The 20,626-nt window shown below is 66.5% G+C and carries 13 protein-coding genes; 8 read left to right on the forward strand and 5 right to left on the reverse strand.

What is annotated here, in order from left to right; translation table 11 throughout:
• The first annotated feature begins 66 nt into the window (after positions 1-66).
• From bcsQ to FYK34_RS05640, 6 genes are read left to right on the forward strand one after another with little or no spacing between them, the layout of a single operon-like run.
• Positions 67-831 (forward strand): cellulose biosynthesis protein BcsQ, encoded by a 765-nt coding sequence (bcsQ, locus tag FYK34_RS05610; RefSeq protein ID WP_149295451.1) that lies wholly within the window; start codon positions 67-69, stop codon positions 829-831.
• Positions 825-3,389: a UDP-forming cellulose synthase catalytic subunit gene (gene bcsA, locus FYK34_RS05615; RefSeq protein WP_231137379.1), complete on the forward strand. Its 2,565-nt coding sequence runs from the start codon at positions 825-827 to the stop codon at positions 3,387-3,389. Before bcsQ ends, bcsA begins: the two co-directional genes overlap by 7 nt.
• 26 nt (positions 3,390-3,415) lie before the next feature.
• Positions 3,416-5,647, forward strand: a complete 2,232-nt coding sequence (gene bcsB / locus FYK34_RS05620) for a cellulose biosynthesis cyclic di-GMP-binding regulatory protein BcsB (RefSeq protein WP_168209653.1) — start codon at positions 3,416-3,418, stop codon at positions 5,645-5,647.
• A gap of 4 nt (positions 5,648-5,651) precedes the next feature.
• On the forward strand, positions 5,652-6,803 hold the full coding sequence (gene bcsZ, locus FYK34_RS05625) for a cellulose synthase complex periplasmic endoglucanase BcsZ (protein WP_149295453.1): 1,152 nt from the start codon (positions 5,652-5,654) through the stop codon (positions 6,801-6,803).
• Entirely contained in the window at positions 6,773-10,627 is a 3,855-nt protein-coding gene (locus FYK34_RS05635) for a cellulose synthase subunit BcsC-related outer membrane protein (protein ID WP_168209654.1), read from the forward strand. Before bcsZ ends, FYK34_RS05635 begins: the two co-directional genes overlap by 31 nt.
• Positions 10,628-10,629: 2 nt before the next feature.
• Positions 10,630-11,043 carry a hypothetical protein gene (locus FYK34_RS05640; RefSeq protein WP_149295456.1) on the forward strand — a complete coding sequence of 138 codons (414 nt, stop codon included), beginning with the start codon at positions 10,630-10,632 and terminating at the stop codon, positions 11,041-11,043.
• 2 nt (positions 11,044-11,045) lie between these two features.
• On the opposite strand, the gene bcsG is transcribed toward FYK34_RS05640, so the two are convergent.
• From bcsG to bcsE, 3 genes are read right to left on the reverse strand one after another with little or no spacing between them, the layout of a single operon-like run.
• Positions 11,046-12,629, reverse strand: a complete 1,584-nt coding sequence (gene bcsG, locus FYK34_RS05645) for a cellulose biosynthesis protein BcsG (protein ID WP_149295457.1) — start codon at positions 12,627-12,629, stop codon at positions 11,046-11,048.
• A complete protein-coding gene (locus FYK34_RS05650) occupies positions 12,626-12,823 on the reverse strand; it encodes a hypothetical protein (RefSeq protein WP_149295458.1) in 198 nt (65 codons plus the stop codon). Before FYK34_RS05650 ends, bcsG begins: the two co-directional genes overlap by 4 nt.
• A 9-nt stretch (positions 12,824-12,832) precedes the next feature.
• The gene (bcsE, locus tag FYK34_RS05655) at positions 12,833-14,401 is read right to left on the reverse strand and encodes a cellulose biosynthesis protein BcsE (RefSeq protein ID WP_168209655.1); all 1,569 of its coding nucleotides are present in this window, start codon (positions 14,399-14,401) and stop codon (positions 12,833-12,835) included.
• A 189-nt stretch (positions 14,402-14,590) separates the two neighbouring features.
• On the opposite strand from bcsE, the gene FYK34_RS05660 reads away from it, so the two are divergent.
• Positions 14,591-17,410, forward strand: coding sequence for a valine--tRNA ligase (locus tag FYK34_RS05660; RefSeq protein WP_149295460.1), 2,820 nt, complete (start codon positions 14,591-14,593; stop codon positions 17,408-17,410).
• A 202-nt stretch (positions 17,411-17,612) separates the two neighbouring features.
• Positions 17,613-18,784 (forward strand): IS3 family transposase gene (locus FYK34_RS05665; RefSeq protein WP_149295461.1). Its coding sequence is split into 2 segments (ribosomal slippage): positions 17,613-17,871 and positions 17,871-18,784, totalling 1,173 coding nucleotides; the frame shifts between segments, so codons are not numbered across the junction.
• Between the two features lie 202 nt (positions 18,785-18,986).
• Here the strand turns inward: FYK34_RS05665 and FYK34_RS05675 are convergent.
• Positions 18,987-19,619, reverse strand: a complete 633-nt coding sequence (locus FYK34_RS05675) for a Smr/MutS family protein (protein ID WP_149295462.1) — start codon at positions 19,617-19,619, stop codon at positions 18,987-18,989.
• A gap of 15 nt (positions 19,620-19,634) precedes the next feature.
• A complete protein-coding gene (gene trxB / locus FYK34_RS05680) occupies positions 19,635-20,591 on the reverse strand; it encodes a thioredoxin-disulfide reductase (RefSeq protein ID WP_149295463.1) in 957 nt (318 codons plus the stop codon).
• Positions 20,592-20,626: the final 35 nt, after the last annotated feature.

The raw sequence follows: 20,626 nt of genomic DNA on the forward strand, positions 1-20,626 counted from the left end.
GTGCGGGGCCTCGCGTGTCGTCACTTTATGAAACCGACTGGACACAGCCTTTAGACAGAGGCGTGCATGACTATATTGTCGGTCTGTGGGGTCAAGGGAGGTTGCGGCGCCAGTGCGATTGCCGCGGCCTTGGCCTGGCATCGCCAGGAACAGGCCAAATCGACCCTGATCATGGATTTGTGTCCGCAGAACCTGCTGCGGCTGCACTTTGGCGTGCCCTGGAGCGAAGAGGCCGGCTGGCATGCCAGCCTGCTGGAGGGCCAGGATTGGGCGCAGACGGCGTGGCGGGTGGGCAATGGCCTGATGCTGGTGCCGCACGGCAATTTGCCGCGCGGCGTGGTCCAGGCCGCCGGTTTGCGCGCGGATTGGCTGCGCCAGGAGCTGGCGAGGCTGGACCGCCCCGCGGATGATCTGGTTCTGCTGGATACGCCCCTTGACCCGGGCATGTGCCGAGAGCTGGCGCTGTCCGCCTGTTCCCACGTCCTGGCCGTGCTGCCGCCGGACCCCATCAGCAATGCGCTTGCCGCCCGGCTGGAAGCAGAGTGGCTGGAACGGGGCAAGGCGCGTCAGCGCATTCTGTTCCTGATCAATCAGTTTGACCCGGCGCGCCGGCTGGACCGCGATGTGGAACAGCTGCTGCGGCTGATGCTGGGCAACCGCCTGTCGCCGCTGCCGGTGATGTGGGACGAAACCATGCGCGAGGCCTTGGCCGCGGGGCTGCCGGTGGCGGCCTATGCGCCAGACAGCCAGGCGGTGGACGATCTGCGCCAGCTGTCGCTTTGGCTGGCCGTGAGGCTGGCCGACGAGACGAGCGAGGCCGCGCTATGCTGAGCGTCGCGTCCTGGTCGGCCTCCGCCGTCAAGTGGAAGCTGCTGCATCCTGACGATGCGGGCAAGCCTTGGTTGTGCCTGTTGTCGCTGTTTTTCGTCATGCCGGAGCCAGGCTGGCTGGCGTGGGGCCGGCGCTATTTTCCGCATGTGGACTTTGGCCGATTGCGCGCGGCGGACGGCATACGCATTCCCTTGCAACTGCTGTGGCTGGGACTGTTTGTCACGCCGGAAAAACAGGATCCATGGCGCAGTCTGCGTGAGAGCTGGCGCCGTCTGCGCGCGGCGGCCGTCGCGGCGCGGGCGCTGCATGGCCGCGGCTGGGCCTGGCTCAAGGGCCGCCATCCCGGCTGGTTTGACTACGAGCGCCTGCATCGCTGGGAAGAAAGCCTGGCGACAAAGCCATGGTGGGAAAACGGGGTGATGCGGCTGGCGCTCTACCTGGCGGCCTTGTCGCTGGTGGCGATCTGCGTCACCACGCCGTTCGACGAGGTTTCGCAGGCGGTGTTCTCCGGCGTGCTGCTGCTGATCGCCTTGTGGGTGCGCCGGGTGCCAGGCCAAGTCAGCACCCTGATCCTGATGGTGTTTTCCACCGTGGTGTCCACGCGCTATATGTGGTGGCGAATCACCAGCACGCTCAACGACGATACCTGGATGAACATGACGTTCGGCCTGTTGCTGCTGTCGGCCGAGCTGTTCGCCTGGCTGGTGCTCTTGCTCGGCTATTTCCAGTCCTCCTGGGTATTGCAGCGGCCGGTGGCGGAGCTGCCGGAGGATGAAAGCCTGCTGCCGACGGTGGATGTGCTCATTCCCATCTATAACGAGCCTCTGCGCGTGCTGAGGCCCACGGTGATGTCGGCCCTGCGCCTGGACTGGCCTTTCGACAAGCTGCGCGTGCATGTGCTGGACGACGGCCAACGCGAGGAGGTGCGGGAGTTCGCGCTGCGCATGGGCGCCAATTACATCACGCGCGAAGAGCACAAGCATGCCAAGGCCGGCAATATCAATCACGCGCTGGGCGTGACCGATGGCGAGTTTGTCGCCATCTTCGATTGCGACCACATCCCGACACGCGATTTCCTGCGTTGCACCATGGGCGGCTTCCTCAAGGATGGCCAGCTTGCGCTGGTGCAGACGCCTCACCATTTCTTCTCGGCCGACCCCTTCGAGCGCAATCTGGAAACCCAGGGCAAGGTGCCCAATGAGGGCGAGCTGTTCTACGGCCGGGTGCAGGACGGCAACGACTTGTGGAACGCCACCTTCTTTTGCGGCTCCTGCGCGGTGCTGAGACGGACCCACCTGATGTCGGTGGGCGGCATCGCCACCGACACGGTGACCGAAGACGCCCATACCTCTCTCAAGCTGCATCGCTCGGGCTACCGCTCAGCCTACATCAACAAGGTGGCCGCGGCCGGGCTGGCCACGGAGAGCCTGTCCGCCCATATCGGCCAGCGCATACGCTGGGCGCGCGGCATGGCGCAGATCTTCCGTTGCGACAATCCCCTGTTCGGCCAGGGGCTGACCTGGGCGCAGCGGCTGTGCTATCTCAACGCCATGCTGCACTTCCTCAACGGCATGCCGCGCTTGATCTTCCTGCTGTCGCCGCTGGCCTTCCTGTTTTTCCATGCCTACACCATTTACGCGCCGGCTTTGGGCATCGTGTTGTATGTGTTGCCGCACATGGTGTTTTCCGTGTTGAGCAATTCGCGCATGCATAGCCAGTTCCGCCGTTCGTTCTGGGGCGAGGTGTACGAGACCGTGCTGGCGTGCTACATCATTCCGCCCACCACGGTGGCGCTGCTGTTTCCCGGGCTGGGGCGCTTCAATGTGACGGCCAAGGGCGGGGTGAAGGAAGAGGATTACGTGGACTGGGGCATTTCCCGGCCCTATCTGGCCCTGCTGCTGCTGATCCTGGCCGGCATGGGAATGGGCATTTACCGCCTGGTGTATGGCTTGTCCTATGAGGTGGGCACCGTCATCGTCAATCTGATTTGGGCCGGCTACAACGCCATGTTGCTGGGCGTGGCGCTGGCGGTGGCGCGCGAGCTGCGCCAGGTGCGGGTGACGCATCGCGTCCGCGCCAGCCTGCCGGTCACGCTGCATCTGCCCGATGGCAAGGCCTGCCGCTGCCATACCCTGGATTATTCCGAGGGCGGCATGGCGCTGCAATTGAACAGCCAGTCCAAGCTCAAGCTGCCGCGCGACACCGAACTGGACCTGTCGCTGCGGGTGGATGGGCGCAGCTACGCCTTTCCGTGCCGCCTGGTCTTTTCCAAGGGCGACAGGCTCAGCGTGCGCTTCGTCGACCTGACGTTGATGCAGCAAAGCGATCTGGTGCAATGCACGTTTGGCCGCTCCGACGCCTGGCAGCTGCGCGAGGTCAGACAGCAGGAAGAGAGTCCGATGAGCAGCGCGGTCGATATCCTGCGCTTTGGCTGGCACAGCCTCCGCGGATTGTTGTTGCTGGTGCTGCCTTGGGTCATGCGCGGCCATCTGCGTTGGGGGCTGTGGCAATGGCTGGCCAGCCTGCTGCCGCGGCCGCCGCAGGCGGTGAGGGAGTGAGCATGGCGCAAGGAGCGAGATGCCTGTTGCGCCTGATAGCCATATTGCTGGCGCTGTGCGCCGCGCCCAGCCTGGCGGCGGGTGCCGATGCCAGCGCGCCGGCTGCCGAGGCCGCGCCCTGGGTCATCACCCGAGACTTGAGCCTGAAGCAGATCGGCGTCCATGCCCCGCTGCAGCTGCGCGGCGGGGGCAGCGTCGGCACCGTCAGCTTCGGCAGCCGCGGCGACGAGCTGATCACCGGCATGACCCTGCATCTGCGCTACACCTTCTCGCCGGCCCTGCTGACCGACTTGTCGCACATCCAGGTGATGCTGAACGACGAAATCGTCACCGTGCTGCCGTTTGCCAAGGGACAGGGCGGCAAGCAGCAGGAGGCGACGCTGACGCTGAATCCGAGCTTGCTGACGGACTTCAACCGGCTGCAGTTCCGCCTGATCGGCCACTATACCAACCGTTGCGAGAACGAGGCGCACAGCAGCATCTGGGCCGAGATCAGCAATACCAGCCGAGTGCAGATGACGGTGCAAGCGCTGAAGCTGGCGGACGATCTGACCTACTTTCCGGAGCCGTTCTTCGACAAGCGTGACTTTTCCACGCTGGACCTGCCCATGGTGTTCGGCGTCCGGCCCTCGCTGGGCACGCTGCGCGCGGCCGGAGAGCTGGCGTCATGGTTCGGCGCGCAGGCGGGCTGGCGCGGGGCGCGCTTCCATGCCTTGTTGAACAGCTTGCCGCCCACTCAGCATGCCATTGTCTTCGCCAGCAATGACGCGCGGCCCGCCTTCCTGGCCAGCCTGCCGCCGGTGGCGGGACCTATGCTAGCCATCATGTCCAACCCGCTGCGGCCGGAGCGCAAGCTGTTGCTGGTGCTGGGGCGCAACGACGAGGATTTGCAACAGGCGGTGCGCGCCATGGCGCTGGGCCAATCCGGCATGACCGGCAGCCTGGTCAGCGTGCGCCAGGCCAGGCTGGAAGCGCCGCGTTTGCCTTACGACGCGCCCAACTGGGTCAGCTCGGTCAAGCCCACGCGGCTGGGCGACCTGGTGACGCAGCAGCGGGACTTGACGGTGACGGGCCAGCAACTGGCGCCGATCAAGGTGTCGTTCCGCGTGCCGGGCGACCTGTTCACCTGGGGCAGCCGCGGCATTCCGCTGAACCTGAAGTTCCGCTATACCGGGCCGCAGAAGGCCAGCGACTCCAGGCTCAATATCGGCATCAACGACTTCTTCGTGCAGAGCCTGGCGCTGAAGTCCAGCGGCATAGGCGGCGTGGAAACCAGCTTGCGCCTGCCGGTGCTGGAGAACGGCCTGCTCAGCAATGTCGACCAGATTCTGCTGCCGCCTTTCCGCGTCAGCAGCCGCAGCGAGCTGCAATTCCAGTTTACCTTCGCCTCGGACAAGCAGGGCGAGTGCAGCGGCGGTCTGGTGGACAATAACCGCGCCGAGGTGGACCCGGACTCCACGATAGACTTCAGCCAATACCCGCACTACGCCGAGATGCCCAACCTGGCCCTGTTCGCCAGCTCCGGCTACCCCTTCACCCGGCTGGCGGATCTGGCGGACACCACGGTGGTGTTGCCGCGGCAGCCGGCGCGCGAGGACATCAGCGCCTACCTCACCGCGCTGGGTTTCCTGGGCACCGCCAGCGGCTATCCCGGCTTGCGCTTCCGCCTGCTGGCCGAGGACCAGCTGCCTCCCTTGCTGGATGCCAATCTGTTGATCGTGGGCGACTCGCAGCGGCTCCAGTTGCTCAAGCGCTGGCGCAAGCTGCTGCCCACCGTGCTGGACGGCGATGACAGGCGGGTGGCGGAAGGCCTGAACGAGCCAAAGGAAACCGAGCTGAGCCTGAAGCTGTTCCGCAAGCAGAACAATCCGGTCAGCGGCGTGGCGGATTTCGTCGCGCACGGCAAGGTGGCGGCCTTCCTCGGCCTGGAGTCGCCTTTGCGCCAGGGGCGCAGCGCCGTCATCATCACCGCCTCCAGCGCGGAGGCCATGCGCTCCGCCGCGGACGCGCTGACCGACGACGCCAAGCTGGCGCAGATGGCTGGCAGCGTGACCCTGCTGCGCGGCGAGGAGGTGAGCAGCGAGCAGATCGGTCCCATCTACCATGTGGGCAGCCTGCCCCTTTGGTCGTGGATCTGGCTCTACCTGTCCGGCCATCCGCTGTTGCTGGTCAGCCTGTCGGCCATCGCGGTGCTGATCGCGGCGCTGGCCATTCTGCGCATTTTCCGTTCCATGGCGTCGCGCCGGTTGCGGGAGTAAGGCGATGCGCGCGCTGAAGCGGACGGGAGCTTGGCTGGCGCTGTGCGCCGGCTTGGCGGCGGCGCGGGCCGCTGGCGGTCCATGCGAGGATTGGCCGCAGTGGCGGGCGTTCGCGCAGCATTTCGTCTCGGCGGAAGGCAGAGTCATAGACCACGGCCGCGATGGCGGCGTGACCACCAGCGAGGGGCAAAGCTACGCCCTGTTTTTTGCCCTGGTGGCAAACGATCCGCCTGCGTTTGAGCGTCTATTGGGCTGGACGCGGGACAATCTGGCCGCTGGCGATCTGGCCGCGCGGCTGCCCGCCTGGCTGTGGGGCAAGCGAAAGGACGGCGGCTGGGGCGTGCTGGACGACAACAGCGCGTCTGATTCCGACATGTGGATCGCCTATGACCTGCTGGAGGCGGGCCGGCTGTGGCGGACGCCGCGCTACGCCGCACTGGGCCGGCAGCTGGCGCAGCGCATTCTGGAGCAGGAGACGGCGGATCTGCCGGGGCTGGGGCTGACGCTGCTGCCTGGCCGGGTGGGCTTCCGCAGCGCGGATGGCGGCGCCAGGCTCAATCCCAGCTACCTGCCGCCGCAGCTGGTGGCGCGTCTGGGCACGGCTTTGCCGGACACCGATTGGGCCAAGCTGCGGCATAGCACGTCGCGCGTGTTGCTGGACGGCGCGCCTGCCGGTTTCGCGCCGGACTGGCTGGCCTATCAGCCAGGCAAGGGGTTGCTGGCCGATGCGGAGAGCCGGGCCCTGGGCAGCTATGGCGCCATCCGCGTCTACCTGTGGGCCGGCATGCTGGCGCCGACGGCGCCGCTGCGAGACGAACTGCTGCGCCGCTATCGCCCCATGGCGCAGCGGGTGGTGCAAACCGGCGAGCCGCCAGAAACGGTGGACAGCCGCAACGGCCAGGCCGCGGGCGTCGGCCCCGCCGGTTTTTCCGCCGCCTTGTTGCCCCTGCTGCATGCGCAGGGCGAGGCGGCGGCGCTGCAGGCCCAGCAGAACCGCATCGCGGCCCTGCCGGGCCGACCCGACGCTTACTATGACCATGTGCTGATGCTGTTCGGCCAAGGCTGGCTGCAAGGCCGCTACCGCTTCGGCGCCGAGGGAGAACTGTTGCCCGCCTGGGAGGATGCATGTCCCGCATCGCACACGGTCTCGCGCTGAGCCTGCTGGCCATGCCGGCTTGCGCCGCGGCGGTGGATCCCGGGCAGGAGCTGCTGCAGCAAGCCAGGCATTGGCAGGAAATGGGGCGCCCGCAGGAAGCGCAGCAGGCGCTGGAGCGGTTTTACCGGCTATCAGCCGGGCCGTCGCCGCAGCACGCTGAGGCGCTCACGCTGCAGGCGCTGGGCCAGTTGCAATTGAAGCAGGACAAGCAAGCCGCGCAGACGCTGGCGAAACTGCGCGCGCTCTACCCAGGCCATCCCGGCATCGCCAGGGTGGAGCAGATGCAGCGCGTGCTGGGCGCGGACCGCGGCAAGCTGTTGCGGGCGCATGAGCTGTTCGCCATCGGCAAGGTGGAGGAAGCCTACGCCGCTTTCAATGAGGTGTACCAGGGCCGGCCGCCGGATGGCCCCTTGGCATTGGAGTATTGGCAGGTGGCGGCGCGCTTGCCTGGGAGCTGGGAGCGCGCCCGGGCCGAGCTGCAAGCCATCGTCGCGCGCGGCCAGTCCAATCATGCGGCCAGGCTGGCGCTGAGCAATATTTACCTGCTGCACCCGCCGGTGCCGCGCGCGGTGCTGGACGAACTGAAAACGCTGAGCGGTTTTGACGACAGCCGCGGCGACGCACTGGCGCAGTGGCGGCGCGCGCTGTTGCAGGCAGACCAGGGCTGGTCGCAGGCCGACTACCAGGCCTACCTGGAGCGCGCCCCGGACGACGCCACCGTGCGGGCCAAGATGGACGAGGTGCAAGCCAATCGGCAGCGCCAGCAAACCTTGCTGGCCGATCCCGGCTACCGCGCGCTGCTGGCGGCCGGGCGCGAGCTGGACGCCAACCGGCTGGACTTGGCGGAGCGCGATCTCAAGCTGGCCGCGGCGCGCTATCGCCAATTGCCCGAATACTGGCAGAGTCTGGGCCGGCTGCGCGAGAAGCAGGGCCGCTACGGCGAGGCCGTGGCCAGCTATCGCAGCGGCCAGACCCTGGGCGGCGACGGCTGGGGCCCGCGCATCGCCGGGGCGCAGCTGGCCGCCGATCTGGCACGGATAGGCGAGGCGATGAAACAGCAGGACTGGTCCGGCGCGCGCCGGCTGCTGGATGCGGCCAGGCAGGCGCATCCGGAGGATGCGGACGTGCTGCTGGCGCAGGCGGACTGGGAAGCCGCGCAAGGGCATGCGGCCGCCGCGCGCGACGGCTACTGGCTGGTACTGCGGCGCCGGCCGGACAGCGGCGCCGCGCTGGCGGGGCTGATGGGCGGCTACCTGGATCAAGGACGCTTCGACGAGGCGGGCCAATTGCTGGCTGCCATCCCCGCCGCGCAACGGGCCAAGCTGGGCGAATCCTATGTCACGGCGCAGGCGCAGCTGGCGCGCGCGCGCGGGGACGCTTGGCTGGACAAGGGCCAGGCCGGGCCGGCGCTGCCTTATTTGCGCCAGGCTGTGGCCTTGCAGCCGCAAAATGTGTGGAACCGCTACGCCTTGGCCAGCGCCTTGCTGGCTCTGGGCAAGGGCGAGGAGGGCAGCGCGCTGCTGAACGAGCTGGCGGCTCCGCCGCAGGCGGATCCGGCCAATCTATACGCCTACGCCTTGTTCGAGTCCAAGCGCGACGCCAACCGCGCCGCGCTGGGCGCCTTGGAGCGGGTGCCGCCCGCCGCGCGCACGCCGGGCATGGCCGCCTTGCAGCGCCGCGTCTGGCTGAACCAGACGGTGGCGCTGGCGGTGGCGGAGGTGGCGCAGGGTAGGCCGGACCCGGCGCGGCAAAGGCTGCTGGCGGCGGAGTCCGCCATGGGCGACGATGTGGCCCGCCTGGGCGAGCTTGCCGCCGCCTGGCAAAGACTGGGCGAGACCGCGCGCGCCAGGCGTTTGCTGCAATCGCTGTATCTGCGGCAGCCGACGCTGGACAGCCAACTGGCGTATGCCGATTTGTTGCTGGGCCAGGGCGAGCTGGCCGCGGCCCAGCCCTTGCTGGACGCCGCCATGCATGAGCGGGAACGCATGCGCGCGGAGCAGCGGCAGACGCTGGATGGGCTGCGGGCCGACCTGGCCGTGGCGCAGGCCGAACAGGCGCGCGCGGCCGGCCGGCAGGATGAGGCCGATGCTATTCTGCGGCGCGCCGCGGCCCTGGCGCCGGACAGCGCCAGCTTGCAGCGCGGCCTGCTGGCCATCGACCTGCGGCAAAAGAATTGGCCCGCCGCCATCTCCCGCGCCGGCAAGCTGCTGGACGCGAGGCCCAATGACGAGGAGACCAGGCTGTCGCTGCTGGACGCCGAAATCGGCGCCGGCCGCCTGGCCGACGCGCGAGCGGTGGCGGACAGCCTGCTGCAGCCCGCTGCGGACAAGCGCGACCCGGACTTCACGCTGCGCGTGCTGGACCGGGTGAGGGCGATGGGAGAGACGGCGCGCGCGGACCGCGAGCTGGACCGCCTGCTGGCCAGCGGCGCGGCCACGCCCGGCGTGTACTTGCAGCTGGCGGAGCGCGCGCGCGCGGCCCATCGGCCGGACGAGGCTTTGAAGCTGTATCGGCAGGGTTTGGCGCTGTCGGTTCCGCAGCCTGCGGCCGCCGACGTCCCGGCGGCGAAGGCGATGCCGGCGGCGCCGCCGACCGGCCCCTTGCAGCCGCTGCCGGCGGAGGACGCCAGGCAGGAGAGCCTGCACCGGGGCTATGCCGAACTGCGCGATGAGCGCAGCGTCAAAGTCTGGCAGGGCGCCGATCTGCTGTATCGCCGGCCAGGCGACGGCACGCCCGGCACCTCGCAGATGTCCATGTGGCAGGCGCCGCTTTGGGTCGAAATGCCGGCGGGCGGCGAGGGCCGCTACTTTCTGCGCGCCGACGCCGTCAGCATGAACGCCGGCACGCTGGACCTCGATGCCGGCAACAACTACACGTTGAACCGTTTCGGCAGCGTGGCCGCCTGCGCCGCCAATTCCACGCCGCAGGCCTGCGCAGCCGTCTACGGCAATCAAAGCGCGCGCGGCGCGGCGCTGGGCCTGGGTTATGAGAGCGAACGCTGGCGGCTGGACATCGGCCACAGCCCGATAGGCTTTCCTGTGTCCAATCTGCTGGGCGGCGCGCGCTATTCCGGCAGCCTGTCCACGCTGAACTATAAGCTGGAGCTGTCGCGCCGGCCCTTGACCAGCTCTTTGTTGACCTATGCCGGCGTGCGCGATCCGTTTACCGGCCAGACCTGGGGCGGCGTGGTGGCGGACAGCATCGGCGGCAGCCTGGGCTATGACCAGGGCGGGCGTTTCGGCGTCTGGTCCAACTTCGCCTATCAGCAGCTGACGGGGAAGAATGTGGAAAGCAACAGCAACCTGACGGCGATGGCTGGCATTTACTGGCGGCTGCTGGACGAGCCGGCGCGCTCGGTCACGCTGGGCCTCAATTCCATCAACTTCTGGTACCGCAAGAACCTGGGCGGCTTCACCTTCGGCCAGGGCGGCTACTATAGCCCGCAGCGGTATGACTCCCTGTCGCTGCCGCTGCGTTACGCCGCGCGCAATGAGCGCTGGAGTTACTTCGTGCGCGGCTCGGTGTCGGTGTCCAGCGCGCGCGAGGACGCGGCGCCGTTCTACCCCACGCGTCCGGATTTGCAGGCGGCGGCCGGCAACCCGTTTTTCTCGGCCAGCTCCGGGCCGGGCTCGGGCTATGAGCTGAGCGGCGCCTTCGAGTACCAGGCCAGTCCCACGCTGGCTTTCGGCGGCATGCTGGATGTGCAGCATTCCCAGTTCTTCCAGCCCAGCCGGCTGGTCCTTTATCTGCGCTATCAGCCGGATGGCGCATCGCAGCCGCTGCCTTTCCCGGTGGAGCCGCTGCAGCCGTATTCGGGGTTCTGAGCATGATGGCGAAGCGCGCGGCGTGCTTGTTTGCTTGGCTGGCCTTGGCGTCGCCGCTGCTGGCCGCGCCGGATGCGGAACTGGCGGCGGCGCGCGCCGCCTACTGGCAGCACCCTTATCAGCCGCAGGCGATCAACCGGCTGGCCCTGCTGCTGGCCAGCCGCGGCGACGCGTCCACGGCGGCGCTGTTGCTGGAGCGGGCGCTGCGCATTGCGCCTGGGCGGGAGGATATTCGCGACAACCTGGCGCGTTTGCGCGCGGGGCAGCGCCGCGTCGCCTCGGCGCCGACATACGCGGCCGAGCCGCCAGCGGTTTCAAAGGCGGCGCCGACCGCAGCCTCCGCGCCGTTGGCGGAGGAGGGCAAGCCGCTGCCGCCGCCCTGGCCCCTGCCGTCCGAGCCGCCTGCCGTCTGGTAGTGTCAGGGCTGGTAATCGCTCCAGGAGCCGTCGCTTTGCCGCAGCAGGTAGCGCGAGCCGATTTGCATCATCACATAGCCGGAGCTTTCCGCCACATAGGGCGTGGTGGGCAGGTCGCGCGCATACGCTTCCGGCTGGTAGTCCGCGCCAAACGGGCTCTTCTGCAGCATGCGTGACAGGATGGTGGTGATGGCGAAATAGCTTACCTGCTGGTTTATGCGCATCTGCTGCGGATGGCCCTCGCCGCCTATGACCTTGATGGCGGCCGGCAGGATGGTGATGCGCGGGGTGGGGATTTCGCGCAGGCCGCTGAATTGTTGCTTATCGCCGCGCAGCGCCGCGCCATGCTCCGGGATCATCAGCAGGATCAGCTTGCGGTGGTTTTGCTCCAGTTGGTCGATGAAACGGTTCAGGTCGTCGAACAGCCGGGTTGCGCGGTAGCGATAGCTGTCGTCGGTGGACAGGCCGGGCTTGTTTGGGATGCGGTTGCCGTCGTGCAGGCTGATGGTGTTGTAGAAGGTGGCGACATGCGGGCTGCTGTCCTGCTGGCGCAGCTGCAGCCAGCGGGCCAAGGTGGCGTAGTCGTTGTAGATGGGACTGCTGTCGAAGGCGCGCAGGCCGACCGGCAGGCCCTGCTGGTCGATCAAGGGCTGGTTTAGGTGGCCGTAGCTTTGGATTTGCTTGAGAAAGCCGTCGAAGCTGCCGTCATGATTGAAGGTGGCCTCGATTTTGAAGCCGAGTTGGGCCAGGTTGGAAAACAGGTAGCAGTTATCCGGCGCCGGGTCGTATAGCGCGGCGTGGGAAGGCTGGCCGCAACTGGCGCGCAGCACGCGCAGCGCGGCCGGGCCGCTGTAGGTGGCGGCGCTGTTGAAGCGGGTGAACAGCATGTCGAAGCGCGCGAGCAGCGGGTGATGGTCCAGGCCAGCGGCTTGCAGGTCATCCCAAGACAGCGAGCAGATGTGCAGCAGCAGCACGTCGAAGCCGGGGCCGGCCGGTAGCGGCTGGAACTGCACCCGGCGCTGTTTCTCGCTGCGGTAGAAGGCTGCCAGCCGCTCGTCCGGCGTTTGCGCCGCCGCCTGAGCGCCGCCGGCCGTGGCCACGGCGGCCACGGGCATGACGGGCGCTCGTTCCTGCCACAGCTGCCTGCCGCCCAGCCCCAACAGGGTCAGCGTCACCAGCGTGCCCAGGCGCAGATGCCGCGACAGCAGCAGGTAGCCGCACACCAGGATCACGATGCCGGTCATCAGCGATGGCGTCAGCACCCGGCCCGCCAGCTCCAGCCAGTAACTGAGGCTGAAGCCGCGCAAGGAGGCCAGCTGCGGCAGCAACTGGGCCGGCGGCGGCAGCCAGCTGTCTTGATAAAGCAGCGCAAGGGCGGCGGGCCAGGCCAGCAGCGCGCGCGCGAACCGGGGCCAGCCGCGCGGCGCCGGCAGCAATAGCAGCAGGGCGAAAGCCAGGTTGGGCAGGGGATGCAGGTTCAGGCTGCCCAGCCAAGCCAGGGCGAACTTGGCCATGAAATAGAAGCTCCAGCCACCCATGCCGGCGGGCGCCGGCTCACGAGCCGGCGCGGCGGTTTCGCTGCTCATGACGGATCACCCTGCCGCGGAGGGGCGCGGTCCGCCGGGTGGTAGGGATGGGGCTGGAAGTAGCGCAGCTGGCGTTGCCGCATGCGAACAATCCAGGGCAGCAGCAGGGCGCGCAGCAGATAGCCGATGACGATGGCCATCACGGCCGTCAGCAGTATCAGAAATTGGGATTCGCTGAGCAGGATGTTCAGCATGTTTGTCTCCTAGACGGCGCGCCTGGCCAGGGACGCTTTTTGCAGCGTCACGCGCTCCGGCCCGCGCGGCTTGGCTGACACGGGGGCGGCGGCCGGCTCCCGTTCGGTTTCGGCCTGCGCCGGTTCGGCCTCCAGCCGCGCCAGGGCCTGCAGGATGCTGTCGCTGTCCGGGCAATGGGTCTCGTTCTCCACGATGTCCTCCACCGGCAGGCGGAACAGATTGCTCAGCGCGGTCGGCACGTCGGTTTCATTGCAGGCGAACAGGAACAGGTAGGCGCGCGCGCGATCCGCCGTGCAGAGATCGCCCGCGCGCTGGAAGCGGCTTTGCGCCAGCAGCTCGCGCGGGGTAATGCCAGAGGAAGGCTGCAGTATCACCAGCATGTTGCGGATGCTGAGCGCGCTGCTGCGCTGCACGGTCTTGCGCACGGTGTCGCTGAACGCGGCCGGCTCCATCCATCCCCGGTCCTGCGCGGGCTGGCTGGCGTCCTGCAGCTGTTGCTGTTCCATCTTGACATAGGGTTGATAAACGGCAGGCTGCAGCGCGTTGATCAGATTGACCGTGCTGGCGAAATGCAGCTCCGCCGGCAGCACGGTGTTGGCGCCCAGGCGCAGCAATAATTGCTCCTCGTTCTGGCGCAGCCGGCGGCCGCCCACCTCGCGCACCACGATTTTCAGCCGCCGCCCGCACTGCTTGCGCAGCTGGGCAATGGCCTCGGTCAGCGTTTCCCGTTGCTGGCTGGCGGTATCCAGCAGCACGCTGGCGGCCACCGCGCCCTTGGCCGCCACCAGCAGCTCCTCCAGGTTTTCGTAGATCTGCCAGAGCGGGGAGGGCGGCTCGTTGCCGGTCAGGCTGGTGCGCGTGGCGTAGACCTGGAGGGTGTCGTGGGCCGGGCGGGCGGCCAGCTCCTCCTCCTCCTTCAGCAGGCACATGGCGCCGTCGTCGTCGCGGGTCAGCACGTGCGCCTGGGCCAGGCTGACGGTTTCGGCGCCCAGCCAGTGGCTGATCTGCCAGCTGAAGGTTTCCACGCCCACCGCCTGGCCCAGCGCCAGGCCGGCGCAGCGGTGCGCGGCCTGCTCCAGCTGGGAGATGGCGGCCAGGTCCATATAGCCCAGGTTCATGATCAACAGAACGCAGTGATCGCGCGCGCGCGCCCAGCGCATGGCGGCCTTCAGTTCCCGCTTCAAGGCCTTGGGCTGGTGCAGCCTCAGATAATCCTCGGCGTGCGCGATGACCAGCAGCTGCGGGCCGCCGGCGTCGGGTTGGCGATCCCGGCCATGGCTCAGGTCGTCCAGGTAATCGGTCAGCTGGGCCCTGGCCAGCCAGCGCTTGCGCGGCGCCAGCAGCACCAGGTGGCCGGTGTTGAGGCGGCGGTCCAGCCAGACGGTGTTCTGGCGGGAGCCGGGCGAGAGCCGAGCGCTGCAGGTCATGGGCAGCGCGGCGGAGGCGGGCAGATTGGCGAATAACAGCGATTGCGTCAGCGACTCGCTGCCGCTTGCCACCAGATACACGCCGCCGCGCATCAGCGAGGTGGCCGCCAGCGGCAGTTCATGAATGCCAAGACTGGTGTAGGAATCCATCGCAGCCTCTGTGGGGAGCTTCATCCAATACTAGCAGCCGCGCGCGGGGCGCGCGGACTCAATGTCCGGCGGGCTGCCGGCCTGTTGCCCTCCGCCAAGGCCCGGCATGGAATTTCCTGCTTCAGGCCCGCCGCTGAATCCGGTTATAATCGAACCATTTTTCCATCCAGAAAACCAAGATTCAGCACCATGGAACAACTTGCCAAGAGCTATGAACCGGGCGACCTCGAGCGCCGCTGGTATCAACACTGGGAACAGGCCGGCTATTTCAAGCCGAGCATGGACACCTCCAAGCCGTCCTTCGCCATCCAGCTGCCGCCGCCCAATGTGACTGGCACGCTGCATATGGGCCATGCCTTCAACCAGACCATCATGGACGGCCTGACCCGCTTCTACCGGATGAAGGGCCACAACACCGTCTGGATTCCGGGCACCGACCACGCCGGCATCGCCACCCAGATCGTGGTGGAACGCCAGCTGGCCGACCAGGGCCTGAACCGCCACGACATGGGCCGCGAAGCGTTCACCAGCAAGATCTGGGAATGGAAGGAAAAATCCGGCGGCACCATCACCAGCCAGATGCGCCGCGTCGGCTGCTCCGTGGATTGGGACCGCGAATACTTCACCATGGACGACGTCCGCGCCGAGGTGGTGACGGAAGTCTTCGTCCGTCTGTACGAGCAAGGCCTGATCTACCGCGGCAAGCGCCTGTCCAACTGGGATGCCAAGCTGGGCACCGCCATCTCCGACCTCGAAGTGGTATCCGAGGAAGAAGACGGCCATATGTGGCACATCAAATACCCGGTGGTCGGTAGCGACGAGTACGTCACCGTCGCCACCACCCGTCCGGAAACCCTGCTGGGCGACGTGGCCGTGGCCATCGCCCCGGATGACGAGCGCTACCTGCACCTGCTGGGCAAGCAGCTTGAGCTGCCGCTCACCGGTCGCACCATCCCGGTGATCGCCGACGAGTACGTGGATAAAGAGTTTGGCACGGGCTTCGTCAAGATCACTCCGGCGCACGACTTCAACGACTACGAAGTGGGCAAGCGCCACCACACCCAGCTGATCAACGTGATGAGCCTGGAAGCCAAGATTCTGGCCAAGGCGCAAATCTTCGGCTTCGACGGCGCCGCCCAAGGCACCATCGAGCTGCCGGCCGCCTACGCCGGCCTCACCGCCTCTGACGCGCGCAAGGCCATGCTGGCCGATCTGCAAGCCCAGGGCCTGCTGCTGGAAACCAAGCCGCACAAGCTGATGGTGCCGCGCGGCGACCGCACCGGCACCGTGATCGAGCCGCTGCTGACCGACCAATGGTTCGTGGCCATGAACAAGGTGGCCGAAGGCGACGCCACCGGCCAATCCATCGCCGCCAAGGCGATCGAGGCCGTGGAATCCGGCGAAGTGCGCTTCGTGCCGGAAAACTGGGTCAACACCTACAACCAGTGGATGAAGAACATCCAGGATTGGTGCATCTCCCGCCAGCTGTGGTGGGGCCATCAAATCCCGGCCTGGTACGACGAAGACGGCAACATCTACGTCGGCCGCACCGAGGAAGAGGCCCAGGCCAAGGCCGGCGGCAAGACCCTGCGCCGCGAGCAGGACGTGCTGGACACCTGGTTCAGCTCCGCCCTGGTGCCGTTCTCCACCCTGGGCTGGCCGGAAGAAACGCCTGAGCTGAAAGCCTTCCTGACCTCCAACGTGCTGGTGACCGGCTACGAAATCATCTTCTTCTGGGTAGCCCGGATGATCATGATGACCAAGCACTTCACCGGCAAGGTGCCGTTCAAGGATGTCTACATCCACGGCATGGTGCGCGATCACGAAGGCAAGAAGATGTCCAAGTCCGAGGGCAACGTGATCGACCCGGTGGACCTGATCGACGGCATCGCGCTGGAGCCGCTGGTGGAAAAACGCACCACCGGCCTGCGCCGCCCGGAAAAGGCCCCGGCCATCGCCAAGGCCACCGAGAAGCTGTTCCCGGAAGGCATCCCGGCTTACGGCACGGATGCGCTGCGCTTCACCATGGCCAGCTACGCCACCCTGGGCCGCAGTGTCAACTTCGACTTCAAGCGCGCCGAAGGCTACCGCAACTTCTGCAACAAGCTGTGGAACGCCACCCGCTTCGTGATGATGAATGTGGACGGCAAGGACTGCGGCCAGGATGAAAGCCTGCCGCTGGAATACAGCTTCGTCGACCAATGGATCATCGGCCGCCTGCAACAAGCCGAGATCGACGTCACCAACGCGCTGGAAACCTACCGCTTCGACATCGCCGCCCAGGTGATCTACGAATTCATCTGGAACGAGTACTGCGACTGGTACGTGGAACTGGCCAAGGTGCAGATCCAGGGCGGCAACGAAGCCCAGCAGCGCGCCACCCGCCGCACTCTGGTGCGCGTGCTGGAAGTGGCGCTGCGCCTGAACCACCCGCTGATGCCTTTCATCACCGAAGAGCTGTGGCAGACCGTGGCCCCGCTGGCCAATGCCAAGAAGGCGGACTCGCTGATGCTGGCCCCGTGGCCGGTGGCGGACGAATCCAAGATCAGCGCGGCAGCCAACGCCCGCATGGAAGCGTTCAAGGAGATGGTCAACGCGGTGCGCAATCTGCGCGGCGAAATGGGCATCGGCCCGGCCGTCAAGGCCCCGCTGTTCATCGAAACCGCAGACGCCTCCATCGCGGACTTCGTGCCTTACCTGAAGCTGCTGGCCCGTCTGACCGAAGGCACGCTGGTGGCCAAGCTGCCGGAAGACGACGCGCCGGTGGCGATGTCCGGCGAAGCGCGCCTGATGCTGAAGGTGGAAGTGGACAAGGCCGCGGAAACCGCGCGCCTGACCAAGGAGCAGGGCAAGGTGGAAGCCGAGCTGGCCAAGCTGACGGCCAAGCTGGAGAAGCCGGGCTACGTCGACAAGGCGCCAGCGCATTTGGTTGAGCGCGATAAGGCCCAGTTGGCTGAGTTGAATGACAAGTTGGAGAAGATTAGGGCGCAGTTGCTTAAGCTGGCCTGATTCTTTTGCGCATCAAAAACCTCTGGGCGGCAGCCTGGAGGTTTTTTTTGTGTTCCAAACAGAACAGGAACTGAAATCTCAAATGCTGTACTCGCTGAGCAACGTATAGGGTATGGAGTCAGGGCCTCCGCACTCGAACTGAGGTTGGGCGCAGGTTTCGGATACCAAGCGTAGCCAGGTAAACTGGCAGACGGAGGTTCCGATGTACAAGATTCCACGGCAGAGTTACACCGCCGAATTCAAACTAGAAGCCGTCCGGCAAGTTGAGTCTGAAGGCAAGCCTCAGGCCCAGGTTGCCCGTGAACTGGGCATTGCCGAGCAGACGCTCGCCAACTGGCGCAAAGCCCACCAGGCCGGCAAGTTGACCGGCGGCACGGGCAAGCCGATCACACCCGAACAGATGGAGCTGTCTCGTCTGCGTGCCGAAAACGCTCGTCTCAGGATGGAGCTCGAAATCCTGGAAAAAGCGACGGCGTACTTCGCGAAGAAGTCGCAGTGAAGTACGCCTGGATCGACAGGATGCGCGACGCCTACCCCTTGCAATCGCTGTGCCGCGTGCTGTCTGTCAGCACCAGTGGCTTTGCCGACTGGAAAGGCTGTGGCGGCCCGACGCTGTGGCTGTCAGATGCCCAGCTTCTCGTGCTCATCCGCAGCGTTCACGCCGAGCTCAACGGCGCTTACGGTTCACCCAGGATTTACCAGGAGCTGAAATCGCGCGGTTTCCCGGTTAGCAAGGCTCGCATCCGCCGGCTGATGACGCGGCACGGCATCCGCGCCAGGCACAAGCGGCGTTATAAAGCGACGACGAACAGCAAACATGCATTGCCAGTAGCCCCCAACCTGCTGAATCGGCAATTTGACGTGGCGGCGCCGGATCAAGTCTGGACAACCGACATCACCTACATCCCGACCCGAGAGGGCTGGCTGTATCTGGCCGTCGTGATGGACCTGTACAGCCGTATGATTGTCGGCTGGGCGATGGATGGCCGGATGACGCGGGAACTGGTGATGGACGCGCTGCGAATGGCGCGCTTTCGGCGCAAACCCGCCCCTGGGCTTCTGCATCATTCGGATCGCGGCAGCCAGTATTGCAGCCACGATTACCAGGCGCGGCTGACCGAATACGGGATGCGGGCGTCGATGAGTCGCAAAGGCAATTGCTGGGACAATGCGCCGATGGAAAGCTTCTTCAATAGTTTGAAAAATGAACGTGTCTTCCACGAAGACTACGCCACGCGGGCGGAAGCCAAGCAAGATCTCTTTGAATACATCGAGGTGTTTTACAATCGCAAACGCCGCCATTCTTCCCTGGGTTACCGCACTCCGGAGCGGCAGTACGCAGCTTGGTTCGAGGACGCAGGAAAGGCAGCATAGGCGCTACGTTGGGATCCGGAAATCGCGCCCAAGCTCAGTAGATCACCAGCGGCTTGCGGCTGGCGGAGAGCGTGAAGTCGGCGCCGGCGGTGCCGGGCAGGGTGAAGTCGGGGCAGGGTGTGCCTGTCATGCATTGCTCCTGGATAGGGTGCAGGGGTCCGCCTTGGTTTGAGCTTAGCGGATTCGCCTTGCGGTTGTCACGTTATCCTTCATCGCGGATTTCGCCATGGGCCGGGCGGCGCAGCAGCACCAGCAAGGAGCCGGCGCCGCCGCCGGTTTCCGCCTCGCAGAACGCCAGTACGTCGGGGTGGTGCTGCAGCCAGCTGCGCACCAGCTTCTTCAGCACCGGTTCCCCTTGCGGGGAGCCGAAACCCTTGCCATGTATCACTTTGACGCATTGGCCGCGTTGGCGGACGCGGTGGATGAACAGCGCCAGCGCATCCTGCGCCTGGTGGCGGGTGTAGCCGTGCAGATCCAGTTGCGCGCAGACCGGCCAGTTGCCCTGGCGCAAGCGTTTCAGCGTGGCGGACGGCATGCCGGGGCGAGCGAACTGCTGCGGCAACTCCTGCGGCTCGAACCAGCCTATCTGATGCTGCAGGATTTCCTGGCAGGCTGCCGCATGCAGTGCCGCGCCCTGGCTGGGCTTGCGTGGTCGAGGCTTGGGCTTGGGACGTTCATGGTGGTGCCGGCCATCGGTTTTCAGCGGCTTGGCGTCGCGGAAAAGCTGGCGGAAATCGGGTTCTTCCGGCGCAGCGGGCTGCGGCGCGACCGCCGGGGGGGCGGCCTGCCGCAGCGTCTGGCGAAGACCCTTCAAAGAGTCCTTGAAGGTCTTCATGGTGCCGATCCGGGCTTACTTGAGGCTGTCGAGGTAGCGCTCGGCGTCCAGGGCGGCCTGGCAGCCGGAGGCGGCGCTGGTCACGGCCTGGCGGTAGATGTGGTCCTGCACGTCGCCGGCGGCGAACACGCCTTCGATGCTGGTGGCGGTGGCGTTGCCGTCGCGGCCGCCCTTGGTGATCAGGTAGCCGGTGCTGTCCATTTCCAGCTGGCCCTTGAAGATTTCGGTGTTCGGCTGGTGGCCGATGGCGACGAACAGGCCCATCACCTTGATTTCTTCCGTGGACTCGTCCTTCATCGACTTCAGGCGCAGGCCGGTCACGCCGGAGTCGTCGCCCAGTACCTCGTCCAGGGTGGCATCCAGCTTCAGGCTGATCTTGCCTTCCTTGACGCGGTCCATCAGCTTGTCGATCAGGATTTTTTCTGCGCGGAAGGTGTCGCGGCGGTGGATCAGGGTGACATGCTTGGCGATGTTGGCCAAGTACAGCGCCTCTTCCACGGCGGTGTTGCCGCCGCCGATCACGGCTACGTCCTGGTTGCGATAGAAGAAGCCGTCGCAGGTGGCGCAGGCCGACACGCCCTTGCCCTTGAACGCTTCTTCCGACGGCATGCCCAGGTACTTGGCGGAGGCGCCGGTGGCGATGATCAGCGCGTCGCAGGTGTATTCGCCGGCGTCGCCGACCAGACGGATCGGCTTCTCATGCAGATGGGTGGTATGGATGTGGTCGAACAGGATTTCGGTGCCGAAGCGCTCGGCATGCTGCTGGAAGCGCTGCATCAGCTCCGGACCCATCACGCCGGCGGCGTCGGCCGGCCAGTTGTCCACGTCGGTGGTGGTCATCAGCTGGCCGCCCTGGGCCATGCCGGTGACCAAAACCGGCTTCAGATTGGCGCGCGCGGCGTAGACGGCGGCGGTGTAGCCGGCCGGGCCGGAGCCAAGAATCAGCAGAGGGCTGTGACGGGTTGCGCTCATGTGTGTTTTCCTGTCGTCAAAAAGGTGGGCTTGAG

This window comes from Chromobacterium paludis, assembly GCF_008275125.1.
Classification (GTDB): domain Bacteria; phylum Pseudomonadota; class Gammaproteobacteria; order Burkholderiales; family Chromobacteriaceae; genus Chromobacterium; species Chromobacterium paludis.

What these genes read in the sequence shown, in the direction of transcription:
- bcsQ (WP_149295451.1), top strand. Translation starts at nt 67, where the DNA reads ATGACTATATTGTCGGTCTGTGGGGTCAAGGGAGGTTGCGGCGCCAGT.
- bcsA (WP_231137379.1), top strand. Translation starts at nt 825, where the DNA reads ATGCTGAGCGTCGCGTCCTGGTCGGCCTCCGCCGTCAAGTGGAAGCTG.
- bcsZ (WP_149295453.1), top strand. Translation starts at nt 5,652, where the DNA reads ATGCGCGCGCTGAAGCGGACGGGAGCTTGGCTGGCGCTGTGCGCCGGC.
- FYK34_RS05635 (WP_168209654.1), top strand. Translation starts at nt 6,773, where the DNA reads ATGTCCCGCATCGCACACGGTCTCGCGCTGAGCCTGCTGGCCATGCCG.
- FYK34_RS05640 (WP_149295456.1), top strand. Translation starts at nt 10,630, where the DNA reads ATGATGGCGAAGCGCGCGGCGTGCTTGTTTGCTTGGCTGGCCTTGGCG.
- bcsG (WP_149295457.1), bottom strand. Translation starts at nt 12,629, where the DNA reads ATGAGCAGCGAAACCGCCGCGCCGGCTCGTGAGCCGGCGCCCGCCGGC.
- FYK34_RS05650 (WP_149295458.1), bottom strand. Translation starts at nt 12,823, where the DNA reads ATGCTGAACATCCTGCTCAGCGAATCCCAATTTCTGATACTGCTGACG.
- bcsE (WP_168209655.1), bottom strand. Translation starts at nt 14,401, where the DNA reads ATGGATTCCTACACCAGTCTTGGCATTCATGAACTGCCGCTGGCGGCC.
- FYK34_RS05660 (WP_149295460.1), top strand. Translation starts at nt 14,591, where the DNA reads ATGGAACAACTTGCCAAGAGCTATGAACCGGGCGACCTCGAGCGCCGC.
- FYK34_RS05675 (WP_149295462.1), bottom strand. Translation starts at nt 19,619, where the DNA reads ATGAAGACCTTCAAGGACTCTTTGAAGGGTCTTCGCCAGACGCTGCGG.
- trxB (WP_149295463.1), bottom strand. Translation starts at nt 20,591, where the DNA reads ATGAGCGCAACCCGTCACAGCCCTCTGCTGATTCTTGGCTCCGGCCCG.